At 64.7% G+C, this 19,561-nt stretch carries 19 protein-coding genes; 11 read left to right on the top strand and 8 right to left on the bottom strand.

Going from position 1 to position 19,561, the window contains the following annotated elements:
* Nucleotides 1-61: 61 nt before the first annotated feature.
* From B8446_RS16465 to B8446_RS15610, 5 genes are all read right to left on the bottom strand, one after another.
* Nucleotides 62-739 carry a hypothetical protein gene (locus B8446_RS16465; protein WP_199484142.1) on the bottom strand — a complete coding sequence of 226 codons (678 nt, stop codon included), beginning with the start codon at nucleotides 737-739 and terminating at the stop codon, nucleotides 62-64.
* 127 nt (nucleotides 740-866) lie between these two features.
* Complete coding sequence (gene fghA / locus B8446_RS15595) at nucleotides 867-1,712, bottom strand: S-formylglutathione hydrolase (protein ID WP_048851254.1); 846 nt, start codon at nucleotides 1,710-1,712, stop codon at nucleotides 867-869.
* Nucleotides 1,713-1,717: 5 nt separating this feature from the next.
* Entirely contained in the window at nucleotides 1,718-2,833 is a 1,116-nt protein-coding gene (locus tag B8446_RS15600; RefSeq protein ID WP_048851256.1) for an S-(hydroxymethyl)glutathione dehydrogenase/class III alcohol dehydrogenase, read from the bottom strand.
* Between the two features lie 288 nt (nucleotides 2,834-3,121).
* On the bottom strand, nucleotides 3,122-3,865 hold the full coding sequence (gene fliP, locus B8446_RS15605; RefSeq protein ID WP_048851258.1) for a flagellar type III secretion system pore protein FliP: 744 nt from the start codon (nucleotides 3,863-3,865) through the stop codon (nucleotides 3,122-3,124).
* Nucleotides 3,865-4,173 (bottom strand): flagellar biosynthetic protein FliO, encoded by a 309-nt coding sequence (locus tag B8446_RS15610; protein WP_148506051.1) that lies wholly within the window; start codon nucleotides 4,171-4,173, stop codon nucleotides 3,865-3,867. Before B8446_RS15610 ends, fliP begins: the two co-directional genes overlap by 1 nt.
* Before the next feature lie 203 nt (nucleotides 4,174-4,376).
* Here B8446_RS15610 and B8446_RS15615 point away from each other — a divergent pair, with 203 nt between their 5' ends.
* The 7 genes from B8446_RS15615 (at nucleotide 4,377) to recA (ending at nucleotide 8,941) form a co-directional block, all read left to right on the top strand.
* Nucleotides 4,377-4,763, top strand: a complete 387-nt coding sequence (locus B8446_RS15615) for a flagellar basal body rod protein FlgB (RefSeq protein ID WP_048851261.1) — start codon at nucleotides 4,377-4,379, stop codon at nucleotides 4,761-4,763.
* 14 nt (nucleotides 4,764-4,777) lie between these two features.
* Nucleotides 4,778-5,185, top strand: a complete 408-nt coding sequence (flgC, locus tag B8446_RS15620) for a flagellar basal body rod protein FlgC (protein WP_048851263.1) — start codon at nucleotides 4,778-4,780, stop codon at nucleotides 5,183-5,185.
* A 7-nt stretch (nucleotides 5,186-5,192) separates the two neighbouring features.
* Complete coding sequence (locus B8446_RS15625; protein ID WP_048851267.1) at nucleotides 5,193-5,516, top strand: flagellar hook-basal body complex protein FliE; 324 nt, start codon at nucleotides 5,193-5,195, stop codon at nucleotides 5,514-5,516.
* A 25-nt stretch (nucleotides 5,517-5,541) separates the two neighbouring features.
* Nucleotides 5,542-5,814 (top strand): flagellar biosynthesis protein FliQ, encoded by a 273-nt coding sequence (gene fliQ, locus B8446_RS15630; protein WP_048851269.1) that lies wholly within the window; start codon nucleotides 5,542-5,544, stop codon nucleotides 5,812-5,814.
* Nucleotides 5,811-6,620, top strand: a complete 810-nt coding sequence (locus B8446_RS15635; RefSeq protein WP_048851270.1) for a flagellar biosynthetic protein FliR — start codon at nucleotides 5,811-5,813, stop codon at nucleotides 6,618-6,620. The genes fliQ and B8446_RS15635 overlap by 4 nt, the downstream gene beginning before the upstream one ends.
* A gap of 3 nt (nucleotides 6,621-6,623) precedes the next feature.
* Complete coding sequence (locus B8446_RS15640) at nucleotides 6,624-7,697, top strand: EscU/YscU/HrcU family type III secretion system export apparatus switch protein (RefSeq protein WP_048851272.1); 1,074 nt, start codon at nucleotides 6,624-6,626, stop codon at nucleotides 7,695-7,697.
* 206 nt (nucleotides 7,698-7,903) lie between these two features.
* Nucleotides 7,904-8,941 carry a recombinase RecA gene (gene recA, locus B8446_RS15645; protein ID WP_048851274.1) on the top strand — a complete coding sequence of 346 codons (1,038 nt, stop codon included), beginning with the start codon at nucleotides 7,904-7,906 and terminating at the stop codon, nucleotides 8,939-8,941.
* A gap of 613 nt (nucleotides 8,942-9,554) precedes the next feature.
* On the opposite strand, the gene B8446_RS15650 is transcribed toward recA, so the two are convergent.
* Both B8446_RS15650 and B8446_RS15655 read right to left on the bottom strand, forming a co-directional pair.
* Nucleotides 9,555-9,887: a hypothetical protein gene (locus B8446_RS15650; protein WP_048851276.1), complete on the bottom strand. Its 333-nt coding sequence runs from the start codon at nucleotides 9,885-9,887 to the stop codon at nucleotides 9,555-9,557.
* Nucleotides 9,888-10,050: 163 nt separating this feature from the next.
* Nucleotides 10,051-10,971: a LysR family transcriptional regulator gene (locus B8446_RS15655; protein ID WP_048851278.1), complete on the bottom strand. Its 921-nt coding sequence runs from the start codon at nucleotides 10,969-10,971 to the stop codon at nucleotides 10,051-10,053.
* Between the two features lie 104 nt (nucleotides 10,972-11,075).
* Between B8446_RS15655 and B8446_RS15660 the strand changes: the two genes are divergently transcribed.
* Nucleotides 11,076-12,140: an SDR family oxidoreductase gene (locus B8446_RS15660; protein ID WP_048851279.1), complete on the top strand. Its 1,065-nt coding sequence runs from the start codon at nucleotides 11,076-11,078 to the stop codon at nucleotides 12,138-12,140.
* Between the two features lie 312 nt (nucleotides 12,141-12,452).
* On the opposite strand, the gene hrpB is transcribed toward B8446_RS15660, so the two are convergent.
* A complete protein-coding gene (gene hrpB, locus B8446_RS15665) occupies nucleotides 12,453-14,936 on the bottom strand; it encodes an ATP-dependent helicase HrpB (RefSeq protein ID WP_148506052.1) in 2,484 nt (827 codons plus the stop codon).
* Nucleotides 14,937-15,100: 164 nt separating this feature from the next.
* On the opposite strand from hrpB, the gene B8446_RS15670 reads away from it, so the two are divergent.
* The 3 genes from B8446_RS15670 (at nucleotide 15,101) to B8446_RS15680 (ending at nucleotide 19,302) form a co-directional block, all read left to right on the top strand.
* Complete coding sequence (locus tag B8446_RS15670; protein ID WP_306301113.1) at nucleotides 15,101-17,119, top strand: protein-disulfide reductase DsbD family protein; 2,019 nt, start codon at nucleotides 15,101-15,103, stop codon at nucleotides 17,117-17,119.
* A gap of 80 nt (nucleotides 17,120-17,199) precedes the next feature.
* Nucleotides 17,200-18,552 carry an autotransporter strand-loop-strand O-heptosyltransferase gene (locus B8446_RS15675; RefSeq protein ID WP_048851283.1) on the top strand — a complete coding sequence of 451 codons (1,353 nt, stop codon included), beginning with the start codon at nucleotides 17,200-17,202 and terminating at the stop codon, nucleotides 18,550-18,552.
* Between the two features lie 231 nt (nucleotides 18,553-18,783).
* A complete protein-coding gene (locus tag B8446_RS15680; RefSeq protein WP_048851285.1) occupies nucleotides 18,784-19,302 on the top strand; it encodes a DUF2501 domain-containing protein in 519 nt (172 codons plus the stop codon).
* Nucleotides 19,303-19,561: the final 259 nt, after the last annotated feature.

Consider the following 19,561-nt stretch of genomic DNA (forward strand, 5'->3'; position numbering starts at 1 on the left):
TCCTGTCACGCCACAGAATCAGCGTTCAGTGGAGCCGCTCTAGTGCCTGATCCGGGTGATGTCATGCGCGATCCGGATCGCTGCGTTTGACAAGATAGAGCGTGGACAGAGGCAGCAGGATCAGGATCGACGCTATCGAAAACAGGGCTGCGGGGTCGCCGTAATTCCCGCCCACTGCGCTGCCGCCAAAAAATCCGAAATAGAAGAAGCTGGCGAGGCTTGCCGTCAGGATCAGTCTGTCCGGCTGGTTCTGCCGGAGCGCCGCCATGGCGTCGGGCGCGCATCGGGTGAAGAAATGCCATGTGATCGCAAGGGCGGGTATGGTCACGAGCGGGAACATGGCCAGTCGGGACAAGCCGAGGCCCTGGGCGAGCAGCGCCATGTCGGCATGGCCGGCAAGCGCGCGGGTCGGCGCGTAGCTCCAGACGTTGCCTGCGGACATCACGGCAAGCCAGAACAGGATCATCTCCGCATAGGGTCTGTGTCGCGGCACATGGCGGAGTGCGGCGGCATAAATGAAATAGAACAAGCCATTGCCGATCCCGGCCCCCGCGAATGCGATCAGGGCGGCATCGAGGCCATGGTAGCTTGCGAAAATCGGTCCGTAGTCAACGTTTTCATCGATTCCCTGCTGGAACAGGATATTGGCGAGAGTCGCGGGTCCGTAGTTCAGGGCCAGCGGATCGGCTTTCCAGCCCAATGCCCATGCTGTGAGAGCGTGGGCATATTCATGCGTCATGAAAGCGACCGCGTGCGTCAGAAGAATGACGGCGCCCATGGCAAGGCAGAAGGTGACATCTGCCGGACGGAGTGAGCCCCGACCGGCAGTCACGTTCGACTGCCCGGCGGACGGACCCCGTGCGACGTCATGTCGCCAGCGCTTTGGCGTGATGGGCGATATGATCCGCGACGAAGGACTGGATGAACCAGTAGGAGTGATCGTAGCCCGCATGGCGGCGCAGCATCAGCGCCTGATGCGCCTTGCCGGCCGCCGCCTCGAGGTGCTCCGGCTGAAGCTGATCACGCAGGAACTGATCGGCCTCGCCCTGATCGACAAGGATCGGATACGGATGGGTATGACCTGCTGTCAGCAGGGCAGTGGCGTCCCAGGCATTCCAGGCGGCGCGATCTGGGCCGAGATAGGCCGTAAAGGCTTTCTCGCCCCAAGGCACGGCTGCGGGATGGACGATCGGTGCGAAGGCTGAAACCGATTTCCACTGTCCGGGTGCCTTCAGCCCATGCACGAGCGCTCCGTGACCGCCCATCGAATGCCCCATCAGGCCGAGCCGCTGTGCATCGATCGGGAAATGGGCGGCGATCAGGGCCGGGAGTTCCTCGGCGAGATAGCTTCCCATGCGATAATGGGTCGCCCACGGGGCTTCGGTCGCATCGAGATAGAAACCTGCTCCCGTGCCGAGGTCGTAGGCATCGTCCTCGCCCGGGACATTCGCGCCGCGCGGGGACGTGTCGGGCGCGACCAGGGCAAGGCCGTGTTCGGCTGCGAAACGGATGGCGCCCGACTTGGTCAGGAATGTCTCGTCGTTGCAGGTCAGGCCCGCGAGCACCACGACGGCCGCAACCGGCGCGTCCGCATGGGCGCCGGGCGGCATGAACACCGTGACATTGGCCGGAAGGCCGAGCGTTTTTGCCTCATGCCGATAGAGGCCAAGCGTTCCGCCATGGCAGGCGTGTGTTTCGCGGGTTTCGATCATGGCGGTCAGTATTCCACGACGGTGCGGATGCTCTCCCCGCGCGTCATCAGGTCGAAGCCTTCGTTGATGCGCTCGAGCGGCAGCTTGTGCGTGATGAGGCTGTCGATGTCGATGCGGTTGTCCATGTACCAATCGACGATCTTCGGAACATCGGTGCGGCCGCGCGCGCCGCCGAACGCGGAGCCGATCCAGCGCCGGCCGGTGACGAGCTGGAACGGACGCGTGCTGATTTCCTGCCCGGCGCCCGCGACGCCGATCACGCAGGAGACGCCCCAGCCGCGATGGGCGCATTCCAGCGCCTGGCGCATCAGGGTCGTGTTGCCAACGCATTCGAACGTGTAGTCCGCGCCGCCGCCGGTCAGTTCGACCAGATGGCCGACGACGTCGCCGTCCGGGCCGAGGTCCTTCGGATTGACGAAATCGGTCATGCCGAACTGGCGGGCCATCGCCTCGCGGGCCGGATTGATGTCCACGCCGATGATCTGACGGGCGCCGACCAGCTTCGCGCCCTGGATTACGTTCAGCCCGATGCCGCCGAGGCCGAAGACGACGACCGTGCTGTTGGGTTCGACCTTGGCCGTGAACAGGACGGCGCCGAGGCCGGTGGTCACGCCGCAGCCGATGTAGCAGACCTTGTCGAAGGGTGCGTCGTCGCGGATTTTCGCCAGCGCGATCTCCGGCAGCACGGTGTAGTTCGCAAAGGTCGAGCAGCCCATGTAATGCAGGACGGGCTTGCCCTTGTAGGAAAAGCGCGAGGTTCCGTCGGGCATGAGCCCCTTGCCCTGCGTGCTGCGGATCGAGGTGCACAGGTTGGTCTTCTGCGACAGGCACGACTTACATTCGCGGCATTCCGGCGTGTAGAGCGGAATGACGTGATCGCCGGGCTTCAGGTGCCGTACGTCGGGGCCGACCTCCCGCACGATCCCGGCCCCTTCATGGCCGAGGATGGCGGGAAACAGGCCTTCGGGATCCTGTCCGGAGAGCGTGTACTTATCGGTGTGACACAGGCCGGTCGCCTTGATTTCGACCAGCACTTCGGCGTTGCGCGGCCCCTCCAGCTGGACGGTATCGACAACCAGCGGCTTTCCCGCCTCGAAGGCGATGGCGGCTCTGACGTCCATGGGGTTCGGCCTTTCTGTTAGGTTTTTTGCTCGCGTCCAGTGATGCCGCACGGGGCGGGGCGGATCAACCGCCATGGAGCTAAGGTTTTTCCGAGGGGGCGCATAGGGACGGTTCCTGCGCTGACGCGGAGAACGCATGGCGCGATGGCGTTCCTGCGGCGAAGAATATCGTCAGGTGGCCGCGCCATGTCGACAGAGGAGTGCCCGGACGGAGTGAGCCGCAGCCGCGTCAACCATGTGCAGACGATTTCGTGTGCATGGGCGATGACGCGGTGCCGATCGACGATGTCATCCGCCCCCGAAGCTGCGCACCAGACTGCCCGCGACGAGCTGCCAGCCGTCGACCAGCACGAAGAAGATCAGCTTGAACGGCAGGGAGACGGAACTCGGGGGAAGCATCATCATGCCGAGACTCATGAGGATGCTCGAGACCACGAGGTCGATCACGAGGAACGGCAGGTAAAGCAGGAAGCCCATCTCGAAGCCGCGCCGCAGTTCACCGATCATGTAGGCTGGAACCAGGGCGCGCCACGGCGTGTCGGCGGCGTGGGCTGGCTGGGGCAGGTGGGCGAGGTTGAGGAATGTCGCAAGATCCGGGCCCCGGACGCTGGCCAGCATGAAGCTGTGAAAGGGCTGGGCGGCGGCGGCAAGACCGTCCATTTCGCCGATCTGACCGGCCATCATGGGTTCGATGCCCGCCGTCCAGGACTGCTGCAGGGTCGGCTGCATCACGTAGAGCGTCAGGAACAGCCCGAGGCCGATGAGCACGGTGTTCGGCGGCGTGCCCTGCGCGCCGATCGCGCTGCGCAGCAGCGAGAGCACGATGATGATGCGTGTGAAGGCGGTCATCATCACCAGAAGGCTCGGGGCGAGCGACAGCAGCGTGATGAGTGCCGTCAGCTGCACGAGGCGGCTGGTCGTGCCGGCGCCGCCATGCTGGCCGAGATCGATGCTGATGGACTGGGCGAAAGCCGCGTGAGGGACCAGCAGGATCAGGAAGCCGATTACGACGAGGGCGAGGCTGCGGGTCATTATGCGATGTCCTCGCGATGCGTCGTTGCGTCGGTCATGGCGTTCCGGAACATGTTGTCCGGTGCAGGCCAGGGGAAGAGCTGGTCGCTCGCGCCCCCTGTCAGGATCAGGGCGTGGTGGCCGTCGACCTGCACGAGGGTGAGCTTGCGTGTCCGATCCAGAGGCAGTGTGGCTGCGATACTCAGGCGGTGCGGTGCATTGGCGCGGTGCATGGGGCCGAGACGCCGGATCAGGGGGCGGGCTGCAAACAGCAGGCCGATGGTAAGGATGAGGCCGCCGATCGAGACGGCGAGGTCGTGTGTAAGCATCTTGTCCCGGCGCATCTGCTGTTTGGATCGGCGCCGAGCATGCCGGCGAAAGGTTAACAGCAGGTCAACGAGCCGGAGAAAGACGTCCAAGCGAGAGGATCTGGTATTTTTTGAGGGCCGGTAACTATTGGTTAATAGCTTTGCAGCATCCTGCATCCCGGCCCCGGCTTTCAGGGGCGTTCCGACTGAATAGCGAGGATGCCGTGCTCAACGCCGATGCGACGACCGCCGGAACCGATCTTCTAAGTCTGGGCCAGAACAAGATGGCCTGGCTGCAGGCACGTCAGCAGGTATTGGCTCGGAATATCGCCAATTCCGACACGCCCGGTTATGCGTCACGCGACCTGTCTCCGTTCCAGTCCGCCCTGGGCGCTTTCGACATCACGCCTTCCATGACGGAGCCCGGGCATATGGCGGGGGCGGATTCGGGTGCCGTGGCGTCCGCGCAGTCGGAACAGTCCCTCGACGGCAATCAGGTCTCGCTCGATCGCGAAATGGAAAAGGTCTCCGATACGAACGACCAGCAGCACATGGTCGTCAATCTGTACAGCAAGTACATGTCGATGTTCCAGACAGCGCTCGACAAATGAACAGGGGCTGAGCGATGGATCTCAATACCGCGGTCAATGTATCGGCAAGCGGCATGGACGCGCAGGCGCAGCGCCTGCGCGTTGTCGCCGAAAATCTTGCGAATCAGGATACGACCGGATCGACGCCGGGTGCTGATCCCTATCGTCGCAAGACGATCACGTTTCAGGAGGCGATCGACCCGGAAACCGGTGCGACCGGTGTCGGTGTGAAGGAAATCGGGCAGGACATGTCGGATTTCGAGACACGTTATGATCCGTCGCATCCCGCAGCGAACGCGCAAGGATACGTCAAGCTCGCGAACGTCAATTCCATGGTCGAAATGATGGACATGCGCGAGGCCGAACGCTCCTATGAGGCCAACCTCAACACGATGCAGGTGACGCATTCCATGATGTCCCGCACGCTCGATATCCTGAAGTAGTCCCGCCATGCAGATCAGCGCACATGCTGCGAGCAATGCCTATGCCGCCACCATGCAGAGTGCGGCAACCGGTGATGACGGGGTGTCGGACGGCATTTCCCAAAGTGCCACAGGGAGCGATTTCGGCAGTGTTCTGTCGCAGGCTGTCAGCGGTGCGATCCAGTCCGGCCATTCCGCGGAATCCCTGGCAGCACAGGGTATTTCCGGAGGTGGCGACATGACCCAGATCGTGACGGCGGTCTCGCAGGCGCAGCTTGCGCTGCAGACCACCACAGTCGTTCGCGACCGGATGGTGCAGGCCTATCAGGATGTCATGAGGATGTCGATTTGACGGACGCGGGCAAGGATATTTCGTGATGCAGAGCCTCGATCTGGCCGATATCCTGCAACAGACGTTTCTCATCGCGCTGAAGCTGAGCGCGCCGGCGCTGCTGGCAGCGCTTGCCGTCGGGCTGGTCGTGTCCCTGTTGCAGGCCGTCACCCAGATCCAGGAGGCGACGCTTGCGTTCGTTCCGAAACTGCTGGCGATCGGGGCCGCGATGGTGCTGGCGGGACCGTTCATGACGGCGACCCTGATCGGGTTTGCGCGGCGCCTGTTCGATCAGATGATCCTGGTCGGCGGCACGTGAACGGTGCCGCACTCGACGCGTGGATTGCGGCCCTTCCGGTACAGGCACTCGTTTTCGCACTGGTGCTGTGCCGGGTCAGTGCGGCGGTAATGCTCATGCCGGGCCTGGGCGAGCAGACCTATCCGATGACGGTCCGGGCAGGCATTGCCCTGTGTCTCACGGGTCTCGTGATGCCACTGGTGCAGCCAGCGTTCGGGGCCCTGGACCCGGCCGCAATCGATCCCTGGCGCCTTGGCGGCATGGTGGCAGTGGAGCTTCTGACCGGCGGTCTGATCGGATGGCTCGCGCAACTCGTGGTGCAGGCACTGCCTGTGGCGGGGCAGGTGATTTCGCTGATGACCGGACTGTCGAACGTTCTGCAGCCCGATCCGGCGCTGGGTTCGGAGATTGCCGCACCGAGCCGGCTGTTCGGGCTGCTGGCGCCGGTGCTGGTTCTTGTGTCCGGGGCATGGATTTTCCCGGTCCGGGCTGTGATCGGCAGTTATGCGCTCGTCCCGGCAGGATCGGCCATCCTGAGCGTGCATGCGCCTCTGATCGGGGACGGGGTGCAGGCCGTCGTGCGACTGACAGGGCGGAGTTTCGCCCTGGCGCTCGAGCTGTCGGCGCCATTCGTTCTCCTCTCCCTGGTCTGGGAAATCAGCCTGGGCGTTCTCGGGCGGCTCGTGCCCAATCTTCAGGTCTACAATCTTGCTTCGCCGCTGCAGATGCTCGGTGGCATCGGCATGCTCGCATTGCTGATGCGGGCGATGCTCGAGACGTGGCAGGGCCGTGTCTTCGACCTTCTGTCGGGTCTGCCGGGTCTCTAGGCGATGGCGGATGCGGAAGATCGCACGGAAGCCCCATCGGCACGACGGCTCGAACAGGCGCGTGAGGATGGCAATATCGCGCTGTCCCGCGAGGTGCAGGTTTTCGCGGGCCTTGCGATCGGAGCCCTCGCCCTCCTGATGTGCGTGCACCAGGCAGATGCGTTGTGCGCGGTTCTGCGCGGCGTGCTGGATCATGCGGGGGACATATCGGGCGTTCCGGGCGGAACATTCGGCATCCTGGGAAGTGTCGCGTGGGCGGGTGCCCTTGCGGTTCTGCCGGTCTGCGGTTTGGCAGCTGTGGGGGCGGTCGCGACGGGTGTTCTGCAGACCGGCTTCCTGTTGCGGCCACAGGCGCTGCTGCCGGATTTCTCGCGCGTTGATCCGATTTCGGGCCTGTCGCGGATCCTGAGCGGCACGACGGCGGTCGAAGCGCTGAAAGCGGTCGCAAAATGTGCCTGTTTCGGTGTCGTGCTGTGGTGGCAGGCATCATCGCTCCTGCATGACCAGGCGCGGGCGATGGGCGATGACGCAGGGTCATTGCTGCGTGAGATCGTGCGGATCCTGCCCGGGACGATCGGAGCGCTGCTGCTGGTGCAACTGGCGATCGCAGGCTTCGATGTCCTGTGGCAGCGGATGCATCGCCTGTCCGGCCTGCGGATGAGCCGGCAGGAGATGCGCGACGAGTATCGCCAGACGGAAGGCGATCCGCACGTAAAGGGCAAGCTCAAGATGCTGCGCGCGCGGGCGGCAAAGCGTCGGATGATGGATGCCGTGAAGACCGCGACCGTCATCGTTACCAACCCGACGCATTACGCGGTGGCGCTGTCCTATGAACGCGGGGTGTCAGGCGCGCCGCGGATCGTGGCCAAGGGCGTGGACGAAGTGGCGGCGCGGATTCGCGAGCTTGCGCAGGATCATCGTGTGCCGATCGTGTCCAATCCGCCGCTGGCGCGTGCACTTTATCCGCTGCCTCTGGAAACGGAAGTTCCGGCGGAGCATTTCAAGGTTGTGGCCGGGATCATCGCCTATATCTGGCGGCTGCGGTCTCCGCCTCGGCGGGGTGCACCGGTCGGGTGAGCCAGATCAAAAAAAGCAGGTGGGCAGGGGTTGGCATTTCACGGCGCGGTCATGATATGTTCTCAATCGGAACAGATGTGAACGATTGGTTAATGCGTCGTGTTCCCGTTTTGCGCCTGCACGGCCGGACGGGGTGCGCTCATGGGCCATTGTGGGCTGGCCCGAGTTGCGGGAAACTGCCGGAAATGCGTCGTCGGGGATAAGACATGGACAAGAGCAAGGCACTCGAGGGTGCGCTGAGCCAGATCGAACGGGCGTTCGGCAAGGGCTCCATCATGCGGATGGGCGAGCGCCCCAAGCAGCAGGCGGACGTCATTCCGAGCGGCTCGCTCGGGCTCGATATCGCGCTTGGTATCGGTGGACTGCCGCGCGGCCGTGTCATCGAGATCTACGGACCCGAGAGCTCGGGCAAGACGACGCTGGCTTTGCATGCGATCGCCGAGGCGCAGAAGAAAGGCGGGACGTGCGCGTTCATCGACGCTGAACACGCGCTCGACCCGGGATATGCGCGCAAGCTGGGCGTCGATGTCGACAGTCTTCTGCTGAGCCAGCCGGACGCGGGCGAGCAGGCGCTGGAGATTGCGGATACGCTGGTGCGGTCCGGCGCGGTTGACGTGCTTGTCGTGGACAGCGTGGCGGCACTGGTGCCGCGTGCGGAGCTCGAGGGCGACATGGGAGACAGCCATGTCGGTCTGCATGCCCGTCTGATGAGCCAGGCGCTGCGGAAGCTGACGGGTTCGGTCTCCCGGTCGAACACCATGATCATCTTCCTCAACCAGATCCGCATGAAGATCGGCGTGATGTTCGGCAGTCCGGAGACGACGACGGGCGGCAATGCGCTGAAGTTCTACGCGTCCGTGCGCATGGACATCCGCCGTATCGGATCGATCAAGGATCGCGACGAGGTCGTGGGCAACCAGACGCGCGTCAAGGTCGTGAAGAACAAGATGGCGCCTCCGTTCCGACAGGTCGAATTCGACATCATGTATGGCGAGGGCGTCAGCAAGATGGGCGAGATCCTCGATCTGGGCGTGAAGGCCGCGATCGTGGAGAAGTCCGGGGCGTGGTTCTCGTTCGACAGCCAGCGTATCGGCCAGGGGCGTGAGAACGCCAAGACGTTCCTGCGTGAACATCCGGAGATCGCCGGCGAAATCGAGCGGCGCGTTCGGGAACAGGCCGGCGTTGTCGCGGATGCGATGATGGTGTCGCCTGATGATGGCGAGGATGCCGACGCAGCCGAGTGATCGGGGCTTTCGGCATTCTGGAACTCGATCGGTGGCAGTCGATGGGAAAGCCACCGTATCGATTTGTCACCGTAAGCAGGGTGTTGTGAGTACGGAGACGCATCCCACCTCACGCCCTTGCCTTGGTTGATATCCAAAAGCGGTTCGATGCAGGCCATCATAGAAAGCCGGCTGCTGTCCCATCCCGGGACGCCGCAGCCGTTTGCGGCGCTTTCTGATGGCCGCCCCGTTCCAGACTGAACGACAGTGCCAGAAACTCGCAGATTCGGGCGCTGAAATTTCACGGCAGAGAGCAGCCATTGACTTGGCTGGCGGCCTTCCAGAACCGGAAGATGCGCACTTCATCTGGGTTGGACTGTGGCCTTGGAGGACTGCCGACGCCCCCTCCTTTATGGGCATGCAGCTCGGTTCTAACGAAACGTGGTCAGAAACACGGCGACTGCATCCGGCCGGGTAAGCTGGCGGGACCGGCAGTCAGGCCTACAGACTAGACCGATCGCCCCCGGTACAATGTTATGCCTCTGACATAGGGAAAGCCGGCCGCCTCTGATGGGCGGCCTGTATTAGTGGTGACGGTATGCTTTCTGTAGCCGATCAGCCGGATCACACCGCCTTAGCGCTGTTCGTCGTCCGCGCCGCTGCCGCCTGCAGCTCCCTGTTCGGTGATGCCGGCCCGCGACGGGGCATCTGAATGGGGCTGCACCGTGCGTGACAATGCGGCGATCTCGTCATCGTCCTGTGGTTCGAGATCTTCCGGGAGGGCGCGCTGACCGGCTTCGGCCAAGACATCGGCCACGGCTTCCGGATCGGTGCGCATCGCAGCATCCAGGGCAGCTTCCCGGCTTTCCGGATCGGGATCGCGCAGGGCGGCTTCCGCCTGCAGGCGGGCCGCGTGATGCTTGTTGTCCTCGCCGTCGAAAACGACGGGATCGTTCGTGCTGGACATGGCGCGTGTCTTCTTTCGACGTTGGATATCGTTCCTGTCTAAACAGGCGAACCTCGGCACGGTTGCGGAGTCAGGCCATACCTGCGTCAGGTGCTGTCAACCTTGAGGCGGCGGGTGATCCAAGGTGTGCGCGGCATGGCGGTGGCGCGCCGGCAAGGATACGTCAGATGTTCCCGGCCAGCTCATCCGAGATGCGCATATGCGCCTTGAGAAAATCGAGAACCGTGCGGATGCGGGCGGGCAGTGCGCCGCCATGGCCGAGATAGACCGCGTGGGTCGGGATCGGGGGCAAGGCACAGGCGTCACTCAAAACCACCGGAACGAGGCGGCCGGATTCGATGTGTCGCCGTGTCTGGAAGCCTGCGAGGTGGCCGAGACCGAAGCCTGCCAGTGTGAGATCGAGCACCGTATCGCCATCGCTGGCGCTCATGCTGACGGGCGGAACTGGCGCGTTTTTCGCAAGAACCGGCCAGCCATCGTGCAGGCGGCGGTAGTTGAAGCCGATCCGCAGATGTCGGGCGAGGTCATCGCAGGTTTCGGGAACACCGTGTCGCGCGAGATAGGCTGGTGCCGCGACAATGCTCATCTGCGTTTCGCCGAGCTTGCGTGCCATGAGACGGGAACTGGCCATGGGGCCATGGCGGATGGCGATGTCGGTCCGGTCCTCGAGAAGGTCGATCACCATGTCGGTCAGCACGATGTCGAGCATGATGTTCGGATGCTGTTCGGCGAAATGCGGGACGAGCGGAAGCAGGAAGCGGCGTCCCATGGGCACGTTCACGCTGATCCGGACCCGGCCGCGTGGCTGGCTGCCAATGGAGGCAGCCTGTTCGGCGTCCGCGATGTCGGCGAGGATACGGATGCAGCGTTCGTGGAAGGCGGTGCCTTCAGGCGTGAGCTGAAGCTGGCGGGTCGTGCGGTTGAGCAGGCGCGTGCCGAGGCGCTGCTCGAGGCGCGTGATGAGTTTGCTCACGGCCGAGGGCGTCATGCCGGCGTCACGGGCGGCGGGCGCGAAGCCGCCTGTGTCCACGACGCGGACGAAGATGTCCATTTCGCCTGCGCGGTTGGCGTCCTGCCGTTTCATGATGAATTGAATTCACGAATGATGTGCCTGCATGCAGGCTGGTGCACGCATGATGGCAGTCGCACAGTCCGTGTCCAGTGATGATGCATGGAGGATCGGGAAGAATGTCGAACACTGCATTGATTGTCGGCGCGACGGGAATCGTAGGGCAAAACCTCGCGGCGCGCCTTCTGGCCGAAGGGTGGGTCGTGTACGGGCTAGCGCGACGGCCGCGCGAGGGTGTCGATGGTGTCTTGCCGATCGCGGCCGACCTGCTGGACGTCGAGGCGCTGCGGGTTGCGTTGAGCGGTCTTCGGCCGAGCCATGTCTATTTCTGCTCCTGGATGCGTCAGGCGACAGAGGCCGAGAACTGCCGGGTGAACAGCGCGATGGTCCGCAACCTGTTTGCCGCCCTGCCGGAGCCTGCACAGGTGCGGCATGCGGCGTTGACGACCGGGCTCAAGCACTATCTCGGGCCGTTCGAGTCCTATGCCAGCGGCGCGCCGCCGCAGACGCCGTTCCGTGAGGAGATGCCGCGCCTGCCGGTCGCGAATTTCTATTACGAGCAGGAAGACGCGCTGTTCGAGGCGGCGGCACGGCATGGATTTTCGTGGAGCGTGCATCGTCCGCACACGATCATCGGCCATGCGGTCGGCAATCTCATGAACATGGGATCGACGCTGGCGGTTTATGCCAGCATCTGTCGCGAGACGGGGCGTCCGTTCGTCTTTCCGGGATCGCCGCAGCAGTGGGACGGTCTGTCTGACGTGACGGATGCGCGGCAGCTGGCCCGGCAGCTGCATTGGGCTGGAACGAGTCCTGCGGCGCGCAATCAGGATTTCAACATCGTGAACGGCGATCTGATCCGATGGAAGTGGCTGTGGCCGCAGCTTGCGGCATGGTTCGGGATCGAGGCAGCGCCCTATCCCGGATCTCCGACGTCGCTCGAGGCCGTTCTGGCGAATGACGGGCCGGTGTGGGCAGAGATCGCAGGGCGGCATGGTTTGCGGGAGACCGATCTCGGCCGGCTGGCGTCACCGTGGCACACGGATGCCGATCTAGGGCGTCCGGTCGAGTGCGTGACCGACATGAGCAAGAGCCGGCGCGCGGGCTTCCTGTCGTATCAGTACACCCCGGATTCGTTCTTCGACCTGTTTGCGCGGCTGCGGGCTGAGCGGCTGATTCCGTAAGCCCGGGTCTTCGAAAATCCTGCGGACGGCGTGCCGCAGGATCGGGTCGGTGCGGGCTGTGACGATCCGGTCAGACATTTCATTTGCAAGGTCGGTGGCGAGATCGCTGACCCGGCGTTTCAGCGCTGTGCGCGGACCGGTGCGGTAGTCGGATCTTCTGGCCCGGCCGTGTTGTTTGCGCGGTTGCGAACCGAGCGGCGCAGGCTGGTGTTCTCGTGCCAGTGAATGGAGTGCCGCCGGACAGGAGTGGCGAGGTCTTCGGTCCGAGATTTCGTCTCCGGGATCCGGGGCGAGATCTCTGGCCCGGGTATCTCAGCGCCGTGTGCGGTCCGGCGCGGTGGCCGGGTCTTCCGGCCAGTCGTGCTTGGGATAGCGGCCGCGCATGTCGCGGCGCATGTCGGGCCAGCCGGTTTTCCAGAACGAGCCGAGATCCGCGGTGATGGCCTGTGGCCGGCCGGCGGGCGACAGCAGGCTGCATTGCAGCGGCACCCGGCCGTTGGCGAGTTTCGGCGTCTCGGTCAGACCGTAGAACGCCTGGGCGCGCGCGGCGATGTGCGGCGTGGGTGTAGTGTAGTCGATGGCGGCGCGCGCGTGGCGCAGATCGAGATGGGTCGGCAGGGCGCAGTCGATCAGGCTCAGTGTCTGGTAGTCGAGCCTGTTGCGCAGGATGGCGAGCAGGTCGAGGGCGCGCAGCGCCGCAATGCGTGTCAGGCCGGTCAGATAGGGCGCGAGCCAGTCGTCGAGTGAGGCGACGAGCGCCTCGTCCGAGAGGTCCGGCAGGTCGGGGGCGAGCCCGGCTGTGCGGGCATGGGCGATCCTGGCCTGAAACTGACGGCAGGAATCGGTCCAGGCAAGGGAGCCTGCGAGATCGCCGCGCGCCGCGGCGAGGAGGAGGGCTGTTGCGTCCGTTTCGTCCACGGCAGCCGAGCGGTCGCTCAGAACCAGGGCGCCGAGGCGGAGGCGTTCTCGGGCGATGACGCGTCCGGATGCGGAATCGAGGGCCGTTTCGATCTGCCGCGTCAGGCGGCTTTGAAGCGATGGCGGCAGGTCGTCGGGATCGAGAACGGTCGCGAGGCAGATTTCCGTTGCGGTCCGGACGTGGAGGGTCGCGACGGCCAGCAGGGAAGCGGTCGCCAGCGGGTCGTTGGCGTTCAGCCGGGCCAGCGTGCCGTTGGCGAGGCGGAAGCGGCCGCGCTCACCCTTGGCCTGTGCCACTCGATCGGGGAATGCGGCGGCAACGAGTGCCGGGATGACGGACGGGTCGGGCTCGGCGCGTGTCTGCAGGCGTTGTCGATAGCGTCTGGCGGCGTCCCGGATGCGGGCAAGCGTGGCCCGGTCCGCGGCGGCGGAGTGGACATGGCCTTCGATCAGGTCGAGGCGGGAGGCGAGCTCGGCCGGCGGTTTCGGAGTATTGGGCGCGGTACGGATCGGATCGCGTTCTTCCAGCAGCGCGGCAAGGAGTGCGGCCGTTGCCCGGGCGCTGTCGGTTTCGGCCGCGCACATCATGGCGCCGAGGCGTGGATGAGCGCCGATGGCTGCGATCTTCTGACCAAGCGCGGTGATCTGGTCTTCCGCATCCAGCGCGCCCAGATCGCGCAGGAGCGTGCGGGCGGCCTGAAGGGCGCCGTTGGGCGGTGCAGTCAGGAGCGGGAGCGTCTCGGGCGGGGTGCCGGTGGCGTGGGTCCAGGCGGCGGTGTCGAGAGCGAAGCCCGCGAGGTCGGCATCGAGGATTTCGGGCTTGTCGAACGGTGCAAGGCTGCGCTGCGTGGCGTCCGTCCACAGCCGGATCGCGATCCCGGATTGCGTGCGCCCCGCGCGTCCGGCCCGCTGTGTTGCCGTGGCGCGGGAGATCCGGTGTGTCGAGAGTTTCGAAAGACCGGTGCCGGGATCGAGTGTCGGGCTGCGGCGGAAGCCGGCGTCGATGACGATGCGGACGCCCGGCACGGTCAGCGAGGTTTCGGCGATCGAGGTCGCGAGGATCACGCGGCGCCGGCCTGTTTCGTCAGGGCGCAGAACGCGGTCCTGTTCGGCGCCAGGGAGGTCGCCATAGAGGGCGAGGATTGTGACGTCGGGGAGGGTGCCGAGGGCCGACTGGGTGCGCCGGATTTCCCCGATACCAGGCAGGAACGCGAGGACGTCGCCTGCTTCTGTCGCGAGGGCCTCGATCACGGCGCGGGCCGTGGCGTCCGGCAGCTCGCGCAGGCTCGGAATGTCGCGCCGGGCCTGACGGATGTCGACGGGGAAGGCGCGTCCTTCGCTCTCGACCAGATCGGCCTCGAGCAGGGTGGCGAAGGCGGCGCCGTCGGTGGTGGCGGACATGGCGATCAGACGAAGGTCGGGGCGGACCATCTGCTGGGCGTCGCGCGCGAGTGCCAGGGCCAGATCGAGGTCGAGGCTGCGTTCGTGCACTTCGTCGAACGCAATGGCGGCGATGCCGTCCAGCATCGGATCGGCGATCAGGCGGCGAAGCAGCAGGCCGGTTGTCACGACCTCGATGCGCGTCTCGGCCGAGACCGCGCTGTCGGTGCGGGTGCGGAAGCCCACGGTCTGGCCGCAGCGCTCGCCCAGGGTCTGGGCCATGCGATGGGCGGCGGCGCGCGTTGCGACACGGCGTGGTTCGACGATAAGGATGCGGTTGTCCTGCCGCCATGGGCTGTCGAGCAGATGAAGCGGGACGAGGGTGGTCTTGCCGGCGCCGGGAGGTGCGATCAGGACGGCGTTGCGTCCGGCGTCCAGCGTGTGCAGCAGGGCGGGCAGTGCTTCCGAAACCGGCAGTTCGGGCAGGTTTGCCGACATGGGGTGGTCGGGGTTTTGCGGTCGGGCTGCGATCTCCATATGCTGAGTATGACGTGGGGCTCTGCCGGCGCAAATGGCGCTGGTGGCCCGTTTGCAGTGATTTCAAAATATCGGGGCGGTCGGTGCGGGCATTTTTCCGGATGTTTCTGCTGGTGTGTGCATGTGTGTCGGGGGTCGCGCAGGCGGCCTCGAGCACACCTGTCACGAGCGAGCATGACGTGGCGACGCTGGTGACGGATCAGGAATCCGTCTCACCCGGACATCCGCTGGGCGTGGGGCTGCGGCTTCAGCTCCAGCCGGGCTGGCATACCTACTGGCTCAATCCCGGCGATGCCGGCGAGGCGCCGACGCTGAAAGTCACGGCGTCCGGCGGCGCATCCGGCGAAAGCGGCCCGATTGCATGGCCGACACCCGTGCGCATCAGTGAAGGCGGGCTGATGAGCTATGCCTATCTCGGTGACACGCTGCTGCCGGCGATCGTGACGCCGCGTGCATCGGGTGCAGGGCCGGTCGAGCTGAAGGCGCATGCGGAGTGGCTGGTCTGTGCGCAGGTCTGTGTGCCGGAGCAGGGCGATTTCACGCTGACCCTGCCGCAGGGCGCGGGCGATGCTAGTCCGGAGGCCGGGTTGTTCCACAAGGCTGCGAGTGCGCGGCCGTTGCCTTCGCCGTTCGCGGCTGCGGTGTCGTCCGACGGCGTGCTCTCGTTGAGTGGCGCCGGGATCTCCGGGGCTTCGGTCAAGGACGCGTGGTTCATGCCGCAGGACAGTGCGGCCATCGATCAGGTGGCGTCCCAGCCGGTCTCGATTTCCGGCCATACGGTGTCGCTGAAGCTGGCTTGGGCGAAGGGGTATCATCCCGGCGCGCCGCTATCGGGGATCATGGTGCTGAAGGATGCCGCGGGTAATGAGAGCCCACTCTGGGTTACGGCGAAATTCGGGACGGCAGGTGCATCCGCCGGAGCGGTCGCGCCCGGCTTTCTGCGGATGCTGGGCTTTGCGTTTCTGGGCGGTCTCATCCTGAACCTGATGCCCTGCGTGTTTCCGGTTCTGGCGATGAAGGCGTTGGCGCTGGCGCGCATGGGGGGCGAGGGACGCGCGGCGCGGCTGTCGAGTGCTGCCGGGTATGGGCTGGGCGTGATTGCAACGTTCGTGGCGCTGGGTGCGGGACTTCTGGTGCTGCGGGCGGTCGGATCCGGCCTCGGATGGGGGTTTCAGTTCCAGTCGCCGGTGTTTGTGCTGCTCGTCTGCTGGCTCGTGTTCCTGATGGCGTTGAACCTTCTGGGTGTCTTCGAGGTCACCACGGGGTCGATCGGACAGGATGTCGCGCCGCGTTCGGGGTTTGTGGGCGATGTCCTGACGGGGGTTCTCGCCGTTGTGGTGGCGACGCCCTGCACGGCGCCGTTCATGGGCGTTGCGATCGCGGGTGCGCTGGCCGGACCGGCCTGGGCGGCGATCGTGGTCTTCGCGGGATTGGGGGTTGGCCTCGCGTTTCCGTATCTGGTGCTGGCGGGCGTTCCGGCACTGGCGCGGGCGATGCCGCGTCCGGGTGCGTGGATGGCGGTGCTGCGTCAGGCACTTGCATTTCCGTTGCTGCTGACCTGCGTATGGCTGGCGTGGGTCATGGCGCAGCAGGCCGGGCCGAATGGCGTTCTCGTGGCACTGTGCGGTGCCGTTCTGCTGGGCGGAGGAGCCTGGGCTTTCGGCGCGAGCCAGGCCGCAGCGATGCGCGACGGGCCGAGCGGACGGTGGCGCGGGGCGGCTGCGGCATTCGTTTTGGCGGTCATCGGTGTCTCCGTGGTCGGCATGCCGCGTCTGGGTGCGGTTGCGGCCGCAACACCGAGCGATGGGACGCAGGCGTTCTCGGAGAGCGCACTGGCCGCTGCCCGGGCATCGGGGCGGCCGGTGTTCGTGGACATGACGGCGTCATGGTGCATCACCTGCATGGTGAACGAGCGGGTGGCGCTGGACTCGGTTCCGGTGCGTGCAGCCTTTGCGCGCGGTCAGGTTGCGTATCTGAAGGGCGACTGGACGAACCGGAACGAGACGATCGGGGCCTTCCTGAGGGCCCACGGTCGGGACGGGGTGCCGTTCTACATCTACTACCCGCCGCATGGAGAAGGGCAGGTGCTGCCGCAGATCCTGACGCCGTCTCTGGTGGTTCAGGCGTTGGGTGGCGCCCGATAGTTTTCGTTTCACGGGTTCTCGTATGGGGCTGATTAGGTCACAGTCTCATCGTTAATATTCCGTTGAGCGAGGATCTGCCGATGACGACTGACGCGCCGACACCCGAGGGCGGTGCGCCGGAAAAGGCGCTGGTTAAGGATGCGTCATCAGCGGGGACACCGCCTGCGGCTCCAGCCCCCGAACCGGTCAATCCCTATCTTCCAGTGCCGATGCCGCCCGTCATGGAGGCGCCTGAAGGCATCCGGTACGACTTCAATGACGGCGCGCGCGTTGCGGTGCCGGAGCTGTCGCCCGAGGCCGGCGAATGGCGGGTCCGCCTTGCGGATGCGGTGACGGGCAATGTCCTGTTCGATGCGCGCCTGAAGGCCGGCATGGTGGCCTCGACCAAGAAATACGTGGTCCCGTTTCTGATCGATGTCTGGCTGCATGCCGCGGACGGAACCGTGCGGCATGTGCTGCATCACGAGATGTCGCTGTCGGGCCGGAAGGTTCTGGTGCAGCTGCCTGTCGGGACGCTGGGCGATACGCTCGGGTGGCTTCCGTTCGTCATCCGGTTCGCGCGCGAGACGGGTGCGGATATGACGTGTTCGATCGCCGAGGCGATCCTGCCGCTCGTCTCCGGCGTCAATTCGGGCATTACATTGATCGGGCACGAGGCGGCAAAGGCGCAGGCCGATTTTACCGCGGGATTCTACGCAACCTACTATATCGGCCTGTTTTTCTCGGACAAGGAATGCGCCCGTCAGCCGACGGATTTCCGGCATGTGGGATTGCATCGGACGGCAGGCTATATCCTGGGCGTCGGCCCGCATGACGATACGCCGGTTGCGATCAACATCGACGACGATATGCGCCCCGTCGAGGAACCGTATGTCTGCATCGCGGTGCAGGCGAGCACGCAGTGCAAATACTGGAACAATCCTGCCGGCTGGCGGGATGTCGTGACGTTTCTCAAGGATCGTGGATATCGGGTTATCTGCATCGACCAGAAGCCTGTTCACGGCTCCGGTCTGGTCTGGAATCATATTCCCCATGGGGCGGAAGACGAGACCGGGAATCGCCCGTTGTCCGAACGGGCGCGCTGGCTGAAGCATGCCGCCTTTTTTGTCGGGCTTTCGAGCGGGCTTGCCTGGCTTGCGCATGCCGCCGGGACGCCGGTGGTAATGATTTCGGGCTTTACGCATCCTGACAACGAATTCGCAACACCATGGCGCGTCATCAACTGGCACACATGCAATTCCTGCTGGAATGATCCGGCGCATCAGTTCGACCATCATGATTTTCTGTGGTGTCCGCGGCATGCGGGGACCGACAGGCAATTCGAATGCACGCGGCTGATCACAAGCCGGCAGGTGAACGGCACGATCATGAACCTGATCCGGGCGAAGGGTCTGCCTGGCGCGGATTATCGGATGGAAAAACTCGGGGCCTGAGGTGGCGCCGGGAGCCGCGCGCAACCGGGCTTTTGCGCGGCACCATTTTGGATCGACAACGGTTTCTCGGAAATATTCAGATCTGGTCTGACGGAACCGGAAGCAGACTGTGCGTTGAGGACGGGCAAGTCGTCGCGTGATTGCGCTCCGGGCATCGTATACCGATCGGATATCGCCCGCAGCCGATAACGTGGCGGCACGTTTATTGAAACTGATTGTCAGGTGTTATCCATGTTTCGTCCGCGTTCTCTCGCTCTTGCTGCAACCTGTGCCTTCGCATTCGGTGGCGCCGCTCTGGCACAGACCACCGTGCCGAGCGCTGCCCAGCAGCTTCCTTCCGGCACCACGACGTCCATCGTTCCGCCCGGCGGCGTTGCCGTGGGCACGGCGCCCGCCAGCAGCGGCGCGCAGGTCATCCGGGGTGTGACAGGTGTGAGCACGCCCGCAACGCAGGGCGCGCTGGATGCTAATGGTCTGCCGCCGGTCGACACCGCATCGATCGGCAACGTGGCAGGCGTGGTCAGCTACTGCGTGCATCACCATCTGGCGACGGACACGACGGCCCGGCACGTCGGCCGTACACTGGCGAAGCGTTCCGACGTGAAGAGCGATCAGGGTTATTCGATCGGCGGTCAGGGTCTGCTGCAGAACGGTACGAGCCAGCCGTTCGACATCACGTCCCTCGACACAAACAAGAAGACGATGCTGTGCAGCGAAGTGGTCAAGCGCGGCCAGACCCTCGCAAAGTAATCTTCCAAGATGCTGCCATGACGTTTCAGGGCACCGTGCCAGCAGGAAAGCCTGCACCCGACAAGGGTGCAGGCTTTTTTTAGTTATACACAGAGTTTTGGCCACCATCGGCGATACGCCGTTAGCGCGATTCATTTCCGAGGCTTCCGGGGTGGAAAACCGCCCTCGCCGGAAGCTTTTTCCTTTAGGTCAAAGCAGGAAGTTTGTTCGAAAGATAATCCTATTTCCTGTTTTGTCTGTCCTGGGCGGGAATCTCCTC

The organism is Tanticharoenia sakaeratensis NBRC 103193, from assembly GCF_000963885.1.
Classification (GTDB): Bacteria; Pseudomonadota; Alphaproteobacteria; order Acetobacterales; family Acetobacteraceae; genus Tanticharoenia; species Tanticharoenia sakaeratensis.